The sequence below is a fragment of the Bradyrhizobium sp. USDA 4501 genome (genome assembly GCF_054062115.1).
The window spans coordinates 5,762,375-5,779,279 of record NZ_JBSSEX010000001.1 but is presented as its reverse complement, the minus strand read 5'-3'; the positions used below and the strand labels follow the sequence as shown (position 1 = coordinate 5,779,279).

Sequence of the window (16,905 nt, the reverse complement as noted above, 5' to 3'; positions counted from 1 at the left end):
TCTTTCGGGCGTTAGCGATCTGCCTTGCGCCGGATGAACAGATAATTCGGCACGAAGCCGGCCAAGGTGATCGCGATCATGATCCACCAGCCGCGCTGAAACGCTGCGATCCGCTCGGTCATCGAGACCGGCGTTGCAAGGATCGCCACAAAGATCGCGACGCCGATCGCCAGTGCCGCCTGCCGGATCATGTTGATGACGCCGGAGCCGGTGGCAAACGACGACGGCGGCAGCGCGCCGGCGCCGACGCCCATCAGGGTCGGAAAGGTCAGCCCGACGCCGATACCGATCAGCATCACGCCCGCGACGACGGCAGGCGCATTGGGGTCGGCCCCGAGCAGCGTCGCCCAGATCGCGAGGCCGGCCGCGAACAGCAGGATTCCGGCGGAGACGACGGCCGCGGCGCCAAACCGCGCAATCAGCCGGCCGGCAAACAGCAGCGAGGTGATCGGCACCATCAGCGGGCCGGGAGCGATCGCAAGGCCGGTCTTCAACGCCGACCAGCCCCATACCGTCTGCTCCCACAAGGCGCAGGACAGCAGCATGGCGCCGAAGGCCGCCGAATAAGGCGCCATCACCAACGACGCGCCGGTGAACGGCCTGACCGCGAACAGCGCAGGATCGACGAAGGGATTCCTCGATCTGAGGCAATGCCACGCGAAGGCGGCGAGCGAGACGGTCGCGACGGCAAAGCCAAGCACGACGCCGCGCGAACTCCATCCCCAATCGTTCGCCTTCACGATCGCAAATGTCAGCGCACCGATACCGGAGGTCACCAGCAGCGCAGCCCATGAACTCGGACGCGGCACGTCGTGACCGGGCACTTCGGGCAATTTCAGCCAGCCGACGATCAGTGCGACGACGCCGATCGGGACATTGACGATGAAGATCCAGCGCCAGTCGAAGGTGACCAGCACGCCTCCCGCGAGCGGGCCCAGTGCGGCGGCAAGGCCGCCGATCGCCGTCCAGGTGCGCACCGCCCCGGCGCGTTGCTCGGGCGGAAACGACGCCAGCAGCAGGCCGATCGAGGTTGGCGTCATCAATGCCGCACCGGCCGCTTGCGCCACGCGGGAGACGACCAGGAACTCGACACTGGAGGCCAGCGCACATGCCGCCGACGCGGCCGTGAACAGCGCGACGCCGAGCAGGAAGCTGAGATTGCGGCTGTGGCGTTCGGCGAGCCGGCCGAAGAACACCAGCAACGCCGCGTAGGCAATGGCGTAGGCATTGAGGATCCAGGACAAATCCTCAAGCGAGGCGGCGCGAAATTCCTGCGCGATGTTCGACAGCCCGACATTGACGATGAACAGATCGAGATTGGCGAGGCAAATTCCGACCGACACGATCGCAAGCACCTGGCGCGGGGTTGCGGTGGCGACGCCGGACTGCGGCCGCGCATCAGGTTCGACGACCAGATCGATGGTCTCCGCCTCTACCTCCGACATCACACCCTCCGAAATACGTGCATATGCATCTATTGCCATTAGGTGCATATGCATGTATCTGTCAAGTCCTCGGAGGCAGCGATGGCGAAAACGGAGCCCAGCCGGTGTAATCTCACGGCATTGCGCAAGGCGACGCGGCGGGTGTCGCAGCTCTACGATCAGGTCCTTGCGACATCCGGCCTGCGCGGCACGCAACGGGCGATTCTGGTCTATGTCAGGCGGTCGGGCGCGCCGACGATGGGCGAGCTTGCCGCAGCCCTGGTGCTCGACCGCACCGCGCTGAACCACAACCTCAAGCCGCTCGAGCGCGACGGTCTGTTGACCATCACCGTCGACAAGAGCGACCGGCGCAGCCGGCTGGTGCGGCTCACCAAGCGCGGCGAAGCCAGGCTCGAGGAATCACAGGCCGCATGGCTCAAGGCGCAGGAGCGCTTCGAGACCGCCTTCGGCGCAAGGCAGGCCGCCGATCTCCGGCAGACGCTCGAACTGATTGCCTCGCTCGAGTTTGACGAGCGCGCGCTTACCTCACCGGCGAGCTAGCCGGCTCCAAATCGGGATAGGGGGAAGCCTCGCGGCTTCTCCCCTCCCACACCACCGGACATACGGGTCCGTATCCGGCGGTTCGGTGGATTATGCGGGCTGCTGTGCCGCGACGGAAGCCAAGCCGAGTGCCCTGAAGAACGCGATTGGCATGGCGATGGTGAGCGCGGGGCTGTTCGCGAGCCGCCAAGGGCCATGCGGGCTGCCGGCGGTTTGTGCCGCCAGATCCCGGCCGACGCCGCAGCGTCGCAGCTCGGCAAAGCGAGTGTCACCGCGCTTCCATTGTTTCCAGGCGATGGCGCGCAACCGCCGCCTGAGCCATTCGTCAAGTGTGCGCAACACCGACGGGGTTTGGCAGATGCCGAAGTAGCCGCGCCATCCGATCAGATAGCGCGATAGTTCCTTGGCAATCTGCGCGAGGCTTCGGCCGCAGGTGCGTCGTGTCAGTCCTCGGACCTTCGCCTTGAAGCGGGCAAGTGCCTGCGGCGCGATGCGCCGACGCGGTTCTTTCCCACCGATAAAGCTGAAGCCCAAGAACTTGCGAACGCTCGGTTTGGCGACCGCGCTCTTGGCTTTGTTGACCTTGAGCTTGAGGCGCTTTTCGAGGAACCGTTCGATGCCCGCCAGCACCCGCTCGCCCGCCTTCCGACTGCGCACATAGATGTTGCAGTCATCGGCGTAGCGCACGAAGCGATGGCCGCGTCTTTCCAGTTCCCTGTCCAGCACATCCAGCATCAGGTTCGACAATAGCGGCGAGAGCGGACCGCCCTGCGGCGTACCCTCTTCCGTCGGACTGACCAGCCCTCTCTCCAGCACACCCGCATTCAGGAATCCGCGGATCAGCTTCAGGAGGCGCTTGTCAGTCACCCGCTTGGCAACGAGCCTCATCAGGATGTCGTGGTTGACCCGGTCGAAGAACTTCTCCAGGTCGATGTCCACCACGAAGCTGTGGCCGGCCGCAATGTACGTCTGCGCCCGTTCCACCGCCTGATGCGCCGAGCGCCCCGGCCGGAAGCCGAAGCTGGTCTCGGAGAACGTCCCGTCCCAATCCGCCTGCAGCACCTGCATCACCGCCTGCTGGATCAAGCGGTCGAGCACCGTCGGGATGCCGAGCGGCCGCAGGCCGCCCGACGTCTTCGGTATCTCCACCCGCCGCACCGGCTGCGGCTTGTAGGTGCCCTCAAGTAACTGGGCTCGGATCGCTAGCCAGTGCTCCTTCAGGTGGGCCGGCAACTCATCGACGGTCATCCCATCGACGCCCGCCGCGCCCTTGTTGCGCGTCACTTGCGCCAACGCCGTCTTCAGGTTCTCACGCTCGATTACCGCTTCCATCGACGGCCCTGCGGCCGCCGGGCGTTCGAGGGCGGTGGCCGCCGCGCGCGCTTCGGACTCTTGGGCGGCGGCGTTCGGGGCTTCACCCTTCGCTCCGGTGCCCAAGTTCAGCTCGACCTGATTCTTCTGCCGCATGGCTCGCGCGAGATCACCGTTCTACTGGCCACTTCCACCGTTTGGGCCTTCGACGGCACGCCACCGCCTACTATGCCCGCTGCTGACTTCTGCGCTGCGGTCAAGTCGCCTTACGACGACCTCAGTCCCGTTACCGGGACACAGCACAGACCTCCCGAGGTAAGACCGACCGCCTTCACCGCACGCTCGCCGGATTTACCACCCCGACCCTTGATGACTATGGACTTCGCGATCACATGCTCGCTCGTCCGGCCGGGTAGGCCTCGTTATCCGGTAATTGTCCATCGAGCCGCGGCTTTGCTCCACGCTGTCTTCAGACCCCACCTCGCGATGACGCCCTTGCGCTTCGCTAATCCTTCGCCGTCATCAGGCTGGATAGAGGACTTCCACCTCCAAGCTGTCGTTCATACTCGGCACACATGAAAAGCGGCCCGGCGTTGCCGCCGGGCCGCTCGTTCGCACACGATCAGTGTCGATCGCGCTTAGCTGTAGATCTCGAACAGGCCGGCGCCGCCCTGGCCGCCGCCGATGCACATGGTCACGACGCCCCACTTGGCCTTGCGGCGACGGCCTTCCTGCAGCAGGTGGCCGGTGAGCCGGGCGCCGGTCATGCCGAAGGGATGGCCGATCGCGATCGAACCGCCATTGACGTTATACTTCTCGGGATCGATGCCGAGCTGGTCGCGCGAATAGAGGCACTGGCTGGCGAACGCCTCGTTGAGCTCCCAGAGATCGATGTCGTCCACCTTCAGGCCGTGGCGCTTGAGCAGCTTCGGCACCGCAAACACCGGACCGATGCCCATCTCGTCGGGCTCGCAGCCGGCCGAGGCCCAGGCCACGAAGCGGCCGAGCGGATTGAGGCCGCGCTTCTCGGCGTCCTTGGCCTCCATCAGCACCACGGCGGCGGCGCCGTCGGAGAGCTGGCTGGCATTGCCGGCGGTGATGAACTTGCCCGGGCCCTTGACTGGCTCGAGCTTGGCGAGGCCCTCCAGCGTGGTCTCGGGGCGGTTGCACTCGTCGCGATCGACCACGTAGTCGACGATCGACTCGGCCTTGGTCGCCTTGTCGACCACCTTCATCTTCGTCTTCATTGGGACGATTTCGTCCTTGAACTTGTTGGCCTGCTGCGCGGCGGCCATGCGGCGCTGCGACTCCAGCGAATACTCGTCCTGGTATTCGCGGCTGAGCTTGTAGCGCTCGGCCACGATGTCGGCGGTATCGATCATCGCCATGAAGATGTCGGGCGCGGTCTTGAGCAGCTCGGGATCGATCGATTCCTTCGGCGAGCCGCCGCCGGGAATCGAGATGCTCTCGACGCCGCCGGCGACGATGCAATCGGAGCCGTCGGAACGGATCGAGTTGGCGGCCATCGCGATGGTCTGCAGGCCCGACGAGCAGAAGCGGTTCACGGAGACGCCCGCGGTCGACTTCGGCAGGCCGGCGAGCAGCGCCGCCTGGCGGCCGATGTTCGGCGCGCCATGCGCGCAATTGCCGAGATAGCAATCCTCGACATATTCCTTGTCGACGCCGGCGCGGTCGACCGCGTGCTTGATGGCGTGCGCGGCGAGCGACATCGGCGGGGTGATGTTGAATCCGCCACGGCCGGACTTTGCCAGGCCGGTGCGCGCGTAGGAAACGATTACGGCTTCACGCATTGTTTTCTCCCTCTGAGATGACGGTCATTGTGGCGCGTCGTGGCCCGTTCGTACACATTTTTCGGCGGGCGCAACAGCAATACCGGACGCCCCGGAACGACAAACGCCGCCTCCGGGACCGGAGACGGCGTCATGTTCCGCAGATCGGAATATGGACTGCTTGAGCGGTATCTTCCTTCCGTCATGCCGGGCGTTCCGGGCGATGACGAGGACCGCTCAAACAGCGTTTGAAACGCCAGCGCCTTTAAAACGTCAGCGGCTCAGAACGTCAGTGCCTTGGCCTGCTTCACCTGCGGCAGTGTCTGTACCTTGGCGAGCAGCTCCGCCGGCACCGCGCCGTCGACCTCGACCAGCGCAATGGCATCGCCGCCTTGCTTGACGCGGCCGAGATGGAAGGTCGCGATATTGATTTTCGCATCACCCAAGAGGCTCGCGAACGCGCCGATGAAGCCCGGCTTGTCCTCGTTGGTCACGTAGATCATCGACTTGCCGAACTCGGCGTCGACACGGATGCCCTTGATGTCGACGAGACGCGGCTTGCCGTCGGCGTAGACGGTGCCGGACACCGAACGCTCCTGACGCTCGGTGGTGACTGTGACCGTGATCAGGCTTTCATAGTCGCTCTGCGCGGCGCGGACGACCTCGTCCACCACCATGCCGCGCTCCTTGGCGACGACCGGCGCCGAGACCACGTTGACCTCGCCCAGCATCGGCCGCAGCAGGCCCGACAGCACCGCCGAGGTGATCGCCTTGATCTTCATCTCGGCGACGTGGCCCTCATAGGTGATCTCAGTCTTGAGGATGCCGCTCTCGGTGAGCTGGCCGGCGAACGAGCCGAGCTTCTCGGCAAGCTCGATGAACGGCTTCAGCTTCGGCGCCTCTTCCGCGGTGATCGAGGGGAAGTTGACCGCGTTGGAAATCGCGCCCGACAACAGATAGTCCGACATCTGCTCGGCGACCTGCAGCGCGACGTTTTCCTGCGCCTCGGTGGTGGAGGCGCCCAGATGTGGGGTGCAGATCACGTTGGGATGGCCGAACAGCACGTTCGAGGTCGCCGGCTCCTCGACGAACACGTCGAAGGCGGCGCCCGCGACATGCTTGGAATTCAGCGCGTCGACCAGCGCCTGCTCGTCGACCAGGCCGCCGCGCGCGCAGTTGATGATGCGCACGCCCTTCTTCATCTTGGCGATCGCGACCGCATCGATCACGTTGCGGGTCTTCTCGGTCAGCGGCGTATGCAGCGTGATGAAGTCGGCGCGCTTCAAGAGATCGTCGAGCTCGACCTTCTCGACGCCGATGTCCTTGGCGCGCTCCGGCGACAGGAACGGATCGAACGCGATCACCTTCATGCGCAGGCCGAGCGCGCGGTCGGCGACGATCGTGCCGATATTGCCGCAGCCGATCACGCCGAGGGTCTTGGCGGTGATTTCGACGCCCATGAAGCGGTTCTTCTCCCACTTGCCGGCCTGGGTCGAGGCGTCGGCCTGCGGAATCTCGCGCGCCAGCGCCAGCATCAGCGTGATCGCGTGCTCGGCGGTCGTGATCGAATTGCCGAACGGCGTATTCATCACGATGATGCCCTTGGCGGTCGCGGCCGGGATCTCGACATTGTCGACGCCGATGCCGGCGCGGCCGATCACCTTGAGCCTCGTCGCCTTCTCGATGAGCTTGGCGGTCGCCTTGGTGGCCGAGCGGATCGCGAGGCCGTCGTAATTGCCGATGATCTCGGCGAGCTTTTCCTTGTCCTTGCCGAGGTTGGGCTGGAAGTCGACCTCGACGCCGCGATCCTTGAAGATCTGGACGGCGGCGGGAGACAGCGCGTCGGAAATCAGAACTTTGGGTTTTGTCATCTCGATTGTTCCTTTGCCCTGCCGCGGGCGGGTCTCCTGGACCGATCTGGTGAAGTCTCTGATCACTTCTACCTCTCCCCGCTCTTGCGGGGAGGGTTGGGGTGAGGGCAGCCACGAGCGAGGAACAAGCCGAAAGGGCCCCTCACCCGGATCGCTCAGGCGCGCAATTGCGCTGCCGAGCGATCCGACCTCTCCCCGTAAGAACGGGAAGAGGTGACAAGAGAAAACTTATGCCGCCTTGGGCAACGCTGCCTTGGTCTCGGCAAACGCCCAGTCGATCCACTGCGTCAGCAGCTCGACATCCTTGGCCTCGACGGTGGCGCCGCACCAGATCCGCAGACCCGCCGGCGCATCGCGGTAATACGCGAAGTCGAAGCCGGCGTTCTCCTTCTCCACCAGCGCGACCAGCTTCTTGCAGAAGTCGGCCTGTGCGTCCGATGGAAGCGAGGTGATCGCGGGATCGGTGAACTTGAGGCACACCGAGGTGTTGGAACGGATCGCGGGATCCTTGGCCAGGAAGTCGATCCAGGGCGTCTTCGCCTTCCAGTCGGCGAGCGCCTTGGTGTTGGCATCGGCGCGGGCGATCAGCGCCTTCAGGCCGCCGATCGACTTCGCCCAGTTCAACGCATCGAGATAGTCCTCGACGCAGAGCATCGACGGCGTGTTGATGGTCTCGCCTTCAAAGATGCCCTGGTTGAGCTTGCCGCCCTTGGTGAGGCGGAAGATCTTCGGCAGCGGCCAGGCCGGCTTGTAGGTCTCGAGCCGTTCCACCGCGCGCGGCGACAGGATCAGCATCCCGTGCGCGGCTTCACCGCCGAGCGCCTTCTGCCAGGAGAAGGTGACGACATCGAGCTTGGCGAAATCGAGCGGCTGCGCGAAGGCGGCCGAGGTCGCGTCGCAAATCGTCAGGCCTTCGCGATCCGCGCTGATCCAGTCAGCGTTCGGCACGCGCACACCCGAGGTGGTGCCGTTCCAGGTGAAGACGATATCCGACTTCGGATCGACCTTGGAGAGATCGGGGATTTCACCATAAGCCGCATTGAGCTTGGTGACGTCCTTCAGCTTCAATTCCTTGACGATATCGCTGACCCAGCCCTCGCCGAAGGATTCCCAGGCGAGCGTGGTGACGGGCCGCGCGCCGAGCAGCGACCACAGCGCCATCTCGACCGCGCCGGTGTCCGACGCCGGCACGATGCCGATCTTGTAATCGGCGGGCACCTCAAGCACCTCGCGCGTCAGTTCGATCGCGAGCTTGAGCTTGGCCTTGCCGACTTTCGCGCGATGCGAGCGGCCGAGGGCAGCGTCCTTGAGATTGTTGGGGTTCCAGCCGGGGCGCTTGGCACAGGGGCCGGAGGAAAAATGCGGCACTTCAGGCCGCGAAGCGGGCTTCGCTGCAGTCATAATCTACCCTTCCAGATAGCTGCCTCTCGGTGGGGAGAGGTTTCCCGCGGTCGGGGATAGTGGAAAGGTACCCAAACGTCAAGAAAGTTCAGACTCGTCTGGAACAATCCGGGCATCACGGCTGATTGATGGGGCGTCCTCGACGTGCTGGATCGTCTCCTGATCGAGTAAATCTGCCGCCAGAGTCATGATCTTAACTGCCCTGCGCCGGCTCGATACTTTCAGAATGCGCTTCTCGCCGGCCTGCACGATGTATTCGTTGCCGACCCGCACGATCGAATAATCCGACATTCCAATCCCCAGTTGCCCGCCGCCCCGTGGGAGACGTCCGACATACCGGACTCGTTCCGACCCGTAAAATCACGGAGACCGGCTTAGTTTATTGGCTGTTAACCGGATCGCAGACTATCCGCTGCTGCAGGTATTGCCCGGTAGATGGCACAACTTCTTGCACGCGTTTCAAAAGCGAATCGTCATCCCGACATGGCTGCGCGCGAACCCGAGCCTTTCATAGAAGCGCTGCGCATCGACCCGCGTCTGATGCGTCAGCAGCTCGACGAGCATGCAACCTCTCGCGCGCGCCTCCGTGACCGCCCACTGCACGAGCTTCTCGCCGATGCCGCGGCTGCGGCAATGCTTTGCAACGCGAACGTCCTCGAGCAGGCCGCGCGAGCCGCCTTGCGAGCTGATGCCCGGCAGAACCGCGAGTTGCAGACAGCCGACGACGACGCCGTCCCCGTCGACGGCGACGACGAGCTGCAAATTGGGATCACGCTCGACCCGCGCGAAGGCCTCGTAATAGCTTTGCGGCAGCGGATCCTCGATCCGCTCGCGCGCACTGCCGAGCGGATCGTCCGCAAGCATGCCGACGATGGCGGCGACGTCTTCGCGGCGAGCGCGGCGGATCGTGATGGATGAAGCTTCAGTCATGGCGGCATTCACCTGAGGTCAGCGGACCGGCGGCAGCGCGAGCACGCGCTCGGCATCGGCGATCCAGCGACGGATCACGGGATAGCGCGCGAGTTCGAGGCCGCCATCCTCCGCGACACGGGTATAGGCGAGCAGCGAGACGTCGGCGAGCGAGAACGCGTCTCCGACCAAAAATTGCGTCCCCGCAAGATGCCGCTCCAGATGATCGAGCGCGACATAGCCGCGCTTGATGAGATTCGGATCGATCTCCGAGATGGCCTTGCCGAGATACACGGCCTGAAAGCGGCAGACGGCCACATAAGGCTCGTGGCTGTTCTGCTCCCAGAACATCCAGGCATCCATCTGCGCCGCGCGATAGGGATCGCTCGGGATCAGGTCGCTGCCGCGCGCGAGATAGCGGATGATGGCGTTGGATTGTGCCAGCGTGCGGCCGTCATCCAGCTCCATCGTCGGCACTTGGCCCCAGCCGTTTCGCTTGAGGAATTCCGCGGTCCGGCTGCCGCCCTTCATGGTGTCGATCTCGACCCATGTGTACGGCAGCGCCAGCCTGTCGCACACCCATTTCACCTTCAGGCAGTTGCCTGAATTGGCGTCGCCGTAGATTTTCATGTGATCGCGCTCCGACCGTGAGGCGACAGAGCAGCAGTCGCTCCCCGGTCTGTCAACCGTCGCCGGCTACGGCAGCGGCGATCAGAACTTGTAGCCGGCGCCGACCCGGAAGCTGTTCATGTCGACGGCGATATTCTTGACCGCCGCGAAGCGCACATATTCCCACTCGCCGCGGAGAAACAACCCGCCGACCACGCAATATTCAAGGCCGAGGCCCGCGGTCCAGCCGACCGCATAGTTGTTCACCCGCTGCTCCGTCTGGGCGGCGCTGCCTGAGCCCAGGTAGTCGTTATGCTGAATTGTAACGGTGTTGTTGCCGACCGTCTGGGTCTCGGCCCAGGCATCGTACTTGTCAAACGACACCGTCGCCGAACGCGACACGGACATGCGTCCCACCGCAACACCGCCGAACATGTAAGGCAGGAAGTTGCCTGCCGCCCATCCGGCGCGTCCACGGAAGGTCGTGACGTCCTTGACCTGCAAGGCGGCGCTCCCCGACAACGTGGTGTTGTAGGTGTAGGTGTGCCCGCTCGGAGGAGTCTCGCCCTTGGGATTCACGATCTGCCGCGTCATCGAGTCGCCCGCCGAACTTTCGAGGCCGTTCAGGTAATTGTAGTTGGCCTCGACGCCGAGCACGACGTCGTCCCATTGCCAGTTGCGGCCGACGAACGCGCCGAACCCGTTGCTCTGCGCATGGTTCTTCGGCAGCAGGGCCCAACCCGAAACCGGGTCGGCCAGAACGCTCTCGCGCAGCATAAAGGAGGTCATCGCGCTTGGCGCGTGGCTGAAATCGATGTCGCCGGAGGAATAGCCGATCTGGCCGCCGACGTACCATCCTTCCCAGTTCCCGCTCCTGCTCGGTGCATCGACATAGGAGCCGCGCAGGATCGGAAAGTCCGGCAGGTCGGCAGCCTGCGCGCCGGGTCACCGTTCCAATCATCATCGCCGCCAGCACCAACCTACGCATTGCAACGCTCCATCCACCGCACCGATTTCGCGCTGATCATCGCCTGTTAACCTTAACCAATCGTTGTCGCCGCCCGTTTTCGAGCATGCAAGTTGCAGAAGTGCGCGACATGACGCGGCAAGTTCGCGACATGACGCGGCAAAGAAAAACGGCGCGGGATGGTCCCGCGCCGTTGCAATCGTTAACCGTGAAGGCCCGAAATTAACCCTTGCGGATCAGCGGCGGCGGAGGCGGCGGCACGTCGCAGCACGGCAAGTTGAAGCGCACGCCGAGCTTCACGTCCTGCGAGGTGATGTCGCGGTACTGGAAGCTCGAGGGACCGGCCGGCGTGCCGTCGAAGAAGTGACCTTGGCCGTGGGCGGCAGTGCCCATGTCGAGGTAGCGATAGGCCAGTTCAACCGTGAAGTTGTTGGTGACCTTGTAGGCGACACCGGCATGCAGCGCCCAGGCGAAGTTGGTCTTGGTGGCGCCATCGGCGATGAAGGAGCTGGTGAGGCCCGACCCGCTCGGGAACGTCGCGACGTCGGAGAAGGCCGAGGTCTTGATCGTCGCGGCACCGACACCGGCACCGATGAACGGGGTCAAACAGCCCCAGGTGCCGAGATCAGCGTAGACGTTGACGAGGCCAACCCAGCTCTGGATGCCGCCATGATAGGCGTCGCTCAGCGGGCTGGGCCCGGGGAACGTGAAGAAATCGGTGCCGTTGAAGCTCACCTTCGAGCGATACTCACCGGTGATGTCGGCGCGGAACCAGCTGTTGAACTGATAGCCGACGCCGATGCCGTAGAGCACGCCGCCGTCGAAGCCGTGGCCATACTGGTTGAAGGCAGTGCCGGCCGGCAGTGTGTCGTAGGCGTTGACGTGCAGCTTGGCCTGGGTGTTGGTCATGCCGATGTCGCCGCGCAGATACCAGCCGCCGAAATCCTGGACCGGCGGAGGAGCATACGCCATCGGAGGTGGCGGCATGATGGGCATGTCGGCGGCGAACGCCGCCGAGGACAACAGAGATGCCGCACCGGCGGCAATCAGGGTCTTTACGCTACGCATTGGCTTCGTCCTTTTGGGCCAAGTGAGGCGACACGAAAGCCCCACGTCTGAAACTCACGGCCCGGACGATGGCAGGAAATGTTTAAGCGGCACTTAACCCTAATTTTTAAGGTTGATTTTCTCTCACCTTTCTCTGCGGCTGTCGCTTATGGGTCCATAAATGACGCAGGTTGGCGACGAAACATCGCGATCCCGCCAAAAGTGCTAATGAAGCGTTGACGCATCCGCGCCGTTCGCAAGGCACGCGGGCCGGGTGTGTTAGCGAATGCTTAACGCGGGCGTCGCGTCCGCGGCCGGGCGTTCAGCGCACGGCCCGCGGCATCCTCGGCAGGAACACCGCGAGCAGGCCGATCGCCGGCAGGAAGGCGCACAGCTGATAGACGAAGGCGATCGAGGTGTGGTCGGCGAGCTTGCCGAGCACGGCGGCGCCGAGACCGCCGATCCCGAAGGCGACGCCGAAGAACACGCCAGAGATCATGCCGAAGCGATGCGGCATCAATTCCTGCGCGAACACGATGATCGCCGACGTCGCCGACGAGATGATCAAACCGATCACCACCGTCAGCACGGCGCTGGCGAACAGGCCGGCATAGGGCAGCGCCAGCGTGAACGGCAGCGCGCCGAGGATCGAGAACCAGATCACGTATTTGCGGCCGAAGCGGTCGCCGAGCGGACCGCCGATGAACGCACCCGCGGCGTTGGCGGCAAGGAAGACGAACAGATAGAGCTGCGCCGCCTGCGTCGAGACACCGAACCGGTCGATCAGATAGAAGATGTAATAGCTCGACAGGCTCGAGACATAGAGCTGCTTGGAGAACAGCAGCGCGACCAGCACGATGAGCGCGATCTTCACGCGCCGCTGATCCGGATGGTCGGGATGCCGCGCGCTGGCGGCCGTCTTCTTGCCCGATATCTGCGGTTTGTACCAGACGCCGATGCGCCAGAGGATCACGATGGCAAGGAACGCGATCGAGGAGAACCAGGCGATCGAGGGCTGACCGAACGGCACCACGATCAGTGCTGCGAGCACCGGCCCCATCGAGGTGCCGAAACTGCCGCCGAGCTGGAACACCGATTGCGCGAAACCGTAACGTCCGCCTGACGCCAGCCGCGCGATACGCGACGATTCCGGGTGGAACACCGCGGAGCCAAGGCCGACCAGCGAAGCCGCAATCAGGATGACCCCATAGGTATGCGCAACGCTGAGCAGCAACAGACCGAAAAAGGTGAAGCCCATGCCGATCGCAAGCGAGAACGGCTGCGCCTTCTTGTCGGTGAAATGCCCGACCAGCGGCTGCAGCAGCGACGCCGTGAACTGGAACGCCAGCGTGATCATGCCGATCTGCGCGAAGTCGAGCGCGTAATTGTCCTTCAGGATCGGATAGACCGAAGCGATCAGCGACTGCATCGTGTCGTTGAGGAAGTGCGAGAAGCTGATGCCGGCAAGCACGACATAGGCCGGCCCCGCAGCGGCGGCAACCTTCGCGGCCGTCAGCTCCGGCACCGCCACCGGCTCGCCCAGCGCCTGTTTGCTCACGACGGGTTTGTTCAATGCAGCATTCCCGGACAGATTCGCAAAAATACCTCCGTGTCGTACGACGCGGAGGTGAGGCAAACCAGTTGCGTTAGCCGATGGCAGCGATGCGCTGTGTGGCCAGCCGGCGGCCAAACTCTATCCCCGTCACCCTGAGGAGCGCCAACGGGTCCGCGCAAAGCGCGGCCCGATGACAGGCTCCGCGCGTCTCGAAGGGTCCACGGCCCGGCGCTCGCCACATTGCGACAATGGGCCGTGCATCCTTCGAGACGCGCGCAAGGGCGCGCTCCTCAGGATCACGAGCTGACGAGGCCGGACGGGGCTTAAGCCGCGGCGGCGTGGCCGAGTGCGCTGACGATGTTGTCGACGACCTCTTCCACCAGGATACGATCGTCGCCCTCGCCCATCACGCGGATCACCGGCTCGGTGCCGGAGGGGCGGATCAACAGACGGCCATGGCCGTTGAGGCGCTTCTCGCCGTCGGTGATCGCGGACTTGACCTCGGCGTCGTCGAGCGGCTTGCCGCTGCGATAGCGCACGTTCTTCAGGATTTGCGGCAACGGGTCGAAACGCCGGCAGATCTCCGACACCGGGCGGCGCAGCTTCTGCACCACGGCCAGCACCTGCAGTGCCGCGACGAAACCGTCGCCGGTCGTCGAATAGTCCGACATGATGATATGGCCCGACGGCTCGCCGCCGAGATTGTAGCCGCCGCTCAGCATCTGCTCGAGCACATAGCGGTCGCCGACCGGCGTGCGGACCATCTGCAGCCCGAGGCCCTGCAGGAAGCGCTCCAGCCCGAGATTGGACATCACGGTCGTGACGATGCCGGGCTTGGCGAGGCGCCCCTCCTCCTTCCAGCTCTGCGCTATCACCGCGAGCAGCTGGTCGCCGTCGACGATGTGGCCGCGCTCGTCGACCAGGATGACGCGATCGGCATCGCCGTCGAGCGCGATGCCGATGTCGGCGCGCATCTCGCGCACCTTCCGCGACAGCGCTTCCGGCGAGGTGGAGCCGCATTCCTTGTTGATGTTGAAGCCGTCGGGTTCGACCCCGATCGGCACCACGTCGGCGCCGAGCTCCCACAGCGCTTCCGGCACCACCTTGTAGGCGGCGCCATTGGCGCAATCGACCACGACGCGCAGGCCGTCGAGCGAGAGATCGCGCGGCAGCGTGCGCTTGGCGAATTCGATGTAGCGGTCATGGACGCCGTCGATGCGGCGGGCGCGGCCGAGGCTCGCGCTCTGCGCCAGGCGGCGGTCGAGCGATTCGTCGAGCAGCTGCTCGATCTGCTTCTCGACATCGTCCGACAGCTTGAAGCCCTGCGGGCCGAACAGCTTGATGCCGTTGTCTTCGAAAAGATTATGCGACGCCGAGATCATGACGCCGAGATCGGCGCGCATCGACTTGGTGAGCATCGCGATCGCCGGGGTCGGCATCGGGCCGACCAGCAGCACGTCCATACCGACCGAGGTGAAGCCCGCGACCATGGCGTATTCGATCATGTAGCCGGACAGCCGCGTGTCCTTGCCGATCACGACGCGATGGCGATGATCGCCACGCTGAAACACCAACCCTGCGGCCTGCCCCACCTTGAGCGCGAGCTCCGGCGTGATCAGCCCATTGGCGCGGCCCCGAATTCCATCGGTCCCGAAATATTTGCGGCTCATGTAACCCCCAAGACGGACCTCTCGAACCACCCGGCGAGAGAGTCCTGAACGCCTACCAGTCTAGCGTGCATCGGCCTTATAGACTGCCAGGCGCTAAAAGGACTTCAAAAAATATGATGAATCATTACCGGGGCTAAACCCCGTGCCTCTACATTAAGGCACTGAAAGATATAACATTATTACTCTTTCGGCAACCTGGGGAACGAACGCCGTCCCCTACCCTTTGCCGTTGCGCTTGACGTGCTGGTCGCCCTTGCTGGGGGCCGGCTGGGTGACATTGACGGGGTCGGAACCGGGAAACGTCTCCTCCAGCCCCTCTTCCAGGGCCTCGTCGAGCCGGCGCTTCTCGGCGTTCTCGTCTGCTTTCGGTTTGGAGCCTGATTGGGTCATCGCGCTCTCCCATCCGTCTTCGATTTGGCAGGCCTCCCATCCATGCTAGATGACGGCAAGATCGAACACCCGCAAGACTTGCTGCCTAAAACAAGGCTCGCGATATCGAACTTGCGACACAGAAGAAGGGCCGGGACCGTCCATGAAGCACATTACCTGCATCGAAGATCTGCGCCAGCTGCACAAGCGCCGGGTGCCGAAGGCGTTTTTCGATTATGCGGACCGCGGCTCCTACACCGAGGACACGCTGCGCGCGAATTCGGAAGATCTGCAGCAGATCAAGTTCCGCCAGCGCATCCTGGTCGATGTGTCCAAGCGCACCCTGGCGACCACGATCCTCGGCGAGCCGGCCGCGATGCCGCTGATCCTGGCGCCGGTCGGCCTGCTCGGCATGCAGCATGGCGACGGCGAGATCTATGCCTGCCGCGCCGCGCAGGCGGCCGGCATTCCCTTCACCCAGAGCACGATGTCGATCTGCTCGATCGAGGACATCGCCGCCGCCGTCGACAAGCCGTTCTGGTTCCAGCTCTACGTCATGAAGGACCGCGGCTTCATCAAGTCGCTGATCGAGCGCGCGATCGCGGCGAAATGCTCGGCGCTGGTGTTGACCGTCGACCTGCAGGTGATCGGCCAGCGCCACCAGGACATCAAGAACGGCATGACGGTGCCGCCGGAATGGTCACTGTCGAAGCTGATCGACTTCGCGACCAAGCCCGCCTGGGTATCAGGCGTGCTGCAAGGCAAGCGCCGCACCTTCGGCAACATTGCCGGCCACGTCAAAGGCACCGAGGATCTGACGAAACTGTCGGAATGGACCGCCTCGCAGTTCGACACCTCGCTGAACTGGAAGGACATCGACTGGATCCGCAGCATTTGGCCGGGCAAGCTGATCCTTAAAGGCATCCTCGACGTCGAGGACGCCGAGCTTGCCGCCAAGACCGGCGCCCAGGCGATCGTGGTCTCCAACCATGGCGGCCGCCAGCTCGACGGCGCGCCGTCCTCGATCGAGGTGCTGCCGGAGATCGTCGATGAGGTCGGCTCGAAGCTCGAGATCATGTTCGACGGCGGTATCCGCACCGGCATGGACGTCATGCGGGCGCTCGCGCTCGGCGCGAAGTCCTGCATGATCGGCCGCGCCTATGCCTATGGCCTCGGCGCCGGCGGCCAGGAAGGCGTCGCCAAGGCGATCGATATTCTGGGCAAGGAGCTCACCACCACGATGGGACTGTGCGGCGTCAACACCATCGCCGAGATCGACGATCACGTGCTGGCGGTTTAGCGCGGAGCGGCAGCCTCTCTCAACACGTCGTCCCGGGCAAGCGAAGCGCGACCCGGGACCCATAACCACCGATGGCCGTCGTTTCGCAACGCCGCGGCGACAGCGCGCTTCAACAACTCAA

General features: G+C 64.2%; 15 protein-coding genes. 2 read left to right on the top strand and 13 right to left on the bottom strand.

The annotated features are described in order from the left end of the window. Positions 1-11: 11 nt before the first annotated feature. Positions 12-1,445 carry an MFS transporter gene (locus ACVWZM_RS26500; protein WP_253589067.1) on the bottom strand — a complete coding sequence of 478 codons (1,434 nt, stop codon included), beginning with the start codon at positions 1,443-1,445 and terminating at the stop codon, positions 12-14. An 81-nt stretch (positions 1,446-1,526) separates the two neighbouring features. On the opposite strand from ACVWZM_RS26500, the gene ACVWZM_RS26495 reads away from it, so the two are divergent. Beyond that, entirely contained in the window at positions 1,527-1,985 is a 459-nt protein-coding gene (locus ACVWZM_RS26495; RefSeq protein WP_076830085.1) for a MarR family winged helix-turn-helix transcriptional regulator, read from the top strand. A gap of 90 nt (positions 1,986-2,075) precedes the next feature. On the opposite strand, the gene ltrA is transcribed toward ACVWZM_RS26495, so the two are convergent. From ltrA to ACVWZM_RS26435, 12 genes are all read right to left on the bottom strand, one after another. Beyond that, a complete protein-coding gene (gene ltrA / locus ACVWZM_RS26490) occupies positions 2,076-3,452 on the bottom strand; it encodes a group II intron reverse transcriptase/maturase (RefSeq protein WP_456816111.1) in 1,377 nt (458 codons plus the stop codon). 482 nt (positions 3,453-3,934) lie between these two features. Next, positions 3,935-5,107, bottom strand: a complete 1,173-nt coding sequence (locus ACVWZM_RS26485; RefSeq protein ID WP_057017940.1) for a thiolase family protein — start codon at positions 5,105-5,107, stop codon at positions 3,935-3,937. Positions 5,108-5,367: 260 nt separating this feature from the next. Beyond that, a complete protein-coding gene (serA, locus tag ACVWZM_RS26480) occupies positions 5,368-6,957 on the bottom strand; it encodes a phosphoglycerate dehydrogenase (RefSeq protein WP_057017939.1) in 1,590 nt (529 codons plus the stop codon). 228 nt (positions 6,958-7,185) lie between these two features. Continuing rightward, complete coding sequence (locus ACVWZM_RS26475; RefSeq protein ID WP_057017938.1) at positions 7,186-8,358, bottom strand: phosphoserine transaminase; 1,173 nt, start codon at positions 8,356-8,358, stop codon at positions 7,186-7,188. Between the two features lie 78 nt (positions 8,359-8,436). Beyond that, positions 8,437-8,649, bottom strand: a complete 213-nt coding sequence (locus ACVWZM_RS26470; RefSeq protein WP_057017937.1) for a hypothetical protein — start codon at positions 8,647-8,649, stop codon at positions 8,437-8,439. Between the two features lie 168 nt (positions 8,650-8,817). After that, positions 8,818-9,288, bottom strand: a complete 471-nt coding sequence (locus tag ACVWZM_RS26465; protein WP_057017936.1) for a GNAT family N-acetyltransferase — start codon at positions 9,286-9,288, stop codon at positions 8,818-8,820. An 18-nt stretch (positions 9,289-9,306) separates the two neighbouring features. After that, positions 9,307-9,897, bottom strand: a complete 591-nt coding sequence (locus ACVWZM_RS26460; protein WP_057017935.1) for a glutathione S-transferase family protein — start codon at positions 9,895-9,897, stop codon at positions 9,307-9,309. Positions 9,898-9,978: 81 nt separating this feature from the next. After that, positions 9,979-10,692 carry an outer membrane protein gene (locus ACVWZM_RS26455; protein WP_456856776.1) on the bottom strand — a complete coding sequence of 238 codons (714 nt, stop codon included), beginning with the start codon at positions 10,690-10,692 and terminating at the stop codon, positions 9,979-9,981. A 373-nt stretch (positions 10,693-11,065) separates the two neighbouring features. Beyond that, positions 11,066-11,911 (bottom strand): outer membrane protein, encoded by an 846-nt coding sequence (locus tag ACVWZM_RS26450; protein ID WP_057017933.1) that lies wholly within the window; start codon positions 11,909-11,911, stop codon positions 11,066-11,068. 301 nt (positions 11,912-12,212) lie between these two features. Next, a complete protein-coding gene (locus ACVWZM_RS26445; RefSeq protein ID WP_057017932.1) occupies positions 12,213-13,463 on the bottom strand; it encodes an MFS transporter in 1,251 nt (416 codons plus the stop codon). Between the two features lie 305 nt (positions 13,464-13,768). Continuing rightward, entirely contained in the window at positions 13,769-15,115 is a 1,347-nt protein-coding gene (glmM, locus tag ACVWZM_RS26440; RefSeq protein WP_016846677.1) for a phosphoglucosamine mutase, read from the bottom strand. A 216-nt stretch (positions 15,116-15,331) separates the two neighbouring features. Next, positions 15,332-15,505, bottom strand: coding sequence for a hypothetical protein (locus ACVWZM_RS26435; protein WP_162832399.1), 174 nt, complete (start codon positions 15,503-15,505; stop codon positions 15,332-15,334). A 142-nt stretch (positions 15,506-15,647) separates the two neighbouring features. Between ACVWZM_RS26435 and ACVWZM_RS26430 the strand changes: the two genes are divergently transcribed. After that, positions 15,648-16,784, top strand: a complete 1,137-nt coding sequence (locus ACVWZM_RS26430; RefSeq protein ID WP_016846679.1) for an alpha-hydroxy acid oxidase — start codon at positions 15,648-15,650, stop codon at positions 16,782-16,784. Positions 16,785-16,905 lie beyond the last annotated feature (121 nt).

Coding starts and splice junctions, on each gene's coding strand:
- ACVWZM_RS26500 (WP_253589067.1), bottom strand. CDS start 1,445: ATGTCGGAGGTAGAGGCGGAGACCATCGATCTGGTCGTCGAACCTGAT.
- ACVWZM_RS26495 (WP_076830085.1), top strand. CDS start 1,527: ATGGCGAAAACGGAGCCCAGCCGGTGTAATCTCACGGCATTGCGCAAG.
- ltrA (WP_456816111.1), bottom strand. CDS start 3,452: ATGCGGCAGAAGAATCAGGTCGAGCTGAACTTGGGCACCGGAGCGAAG.
- ACVWZM_RS26485 (WP_057017940.1), bottom strand. CDS start 5,107: ATGCGTGAAGCCGTAATCGTTTCCTACGCGCGCACCGGCCTGGCAAAG.
- serA (WP_057017939.1), bottom strand. CDS start 6,957: ATGACAAAACCCAAAGTTCTGATTTCCGACGCGCTGTCTCCCGCCGCC.
- ACVWZM_RS26475 (WP_057017938.1), bottom strand. CDS start 8,358: ATGACTGCAGCGAAGCCCGCTTCGCGGCCTGAAGTGCCGCATTTTTCC.
- ACVWZM_RS26470 (WP_057017937.1), bottom strand. CDS start 8,649: ATGTCGGATTATTCGATCGTGCGGGTCGGCAACGAATACATCGTGCAG.
- ACVWZM_RS26465 (WP_057017936.1), bottom strand. CDS start 9,288: ATGACTGAAGCTTCATCCATCACGATCCGCCGCGCTCGCCGCGAAGAC.
- ACVWZM_RS26460 (WP_057017935.1), bottom strand. CDS start 9,897: ATGAAAATCTACGGCGACGCCAATTCAGGCAACTGCCTGAAGGTGAAA.
- ACVWZM_RS26450 (WP_057017933.1), bottom strand. CDS start 11,911: ATGCGTAGCGTAAAGACCCTGATTGCCGCCGGTGCGGCATCTCTGTTG.
- glmM (WP_016846677.1), bottom strand. CDS start 15,115: ATGAGCCGCAAATATTTCGGGACCGATGGAATTCGGGGCCGCGCCAAT.
- ACVWZM_RS26435 (WP_162832399.1), bottom strand. CDS start 15,505: ATGACCCAATCAGGCTCCAAACCGAAAGCAGACGAGAACGCCGAGAAG.
- ACVWZM_RS26430 (WP_016846679.1), top strand. CDS start 15,648: ATGAAGCACATTACCTGCATCGAAGATCTGCGCCAGCTGCACAAGCGC.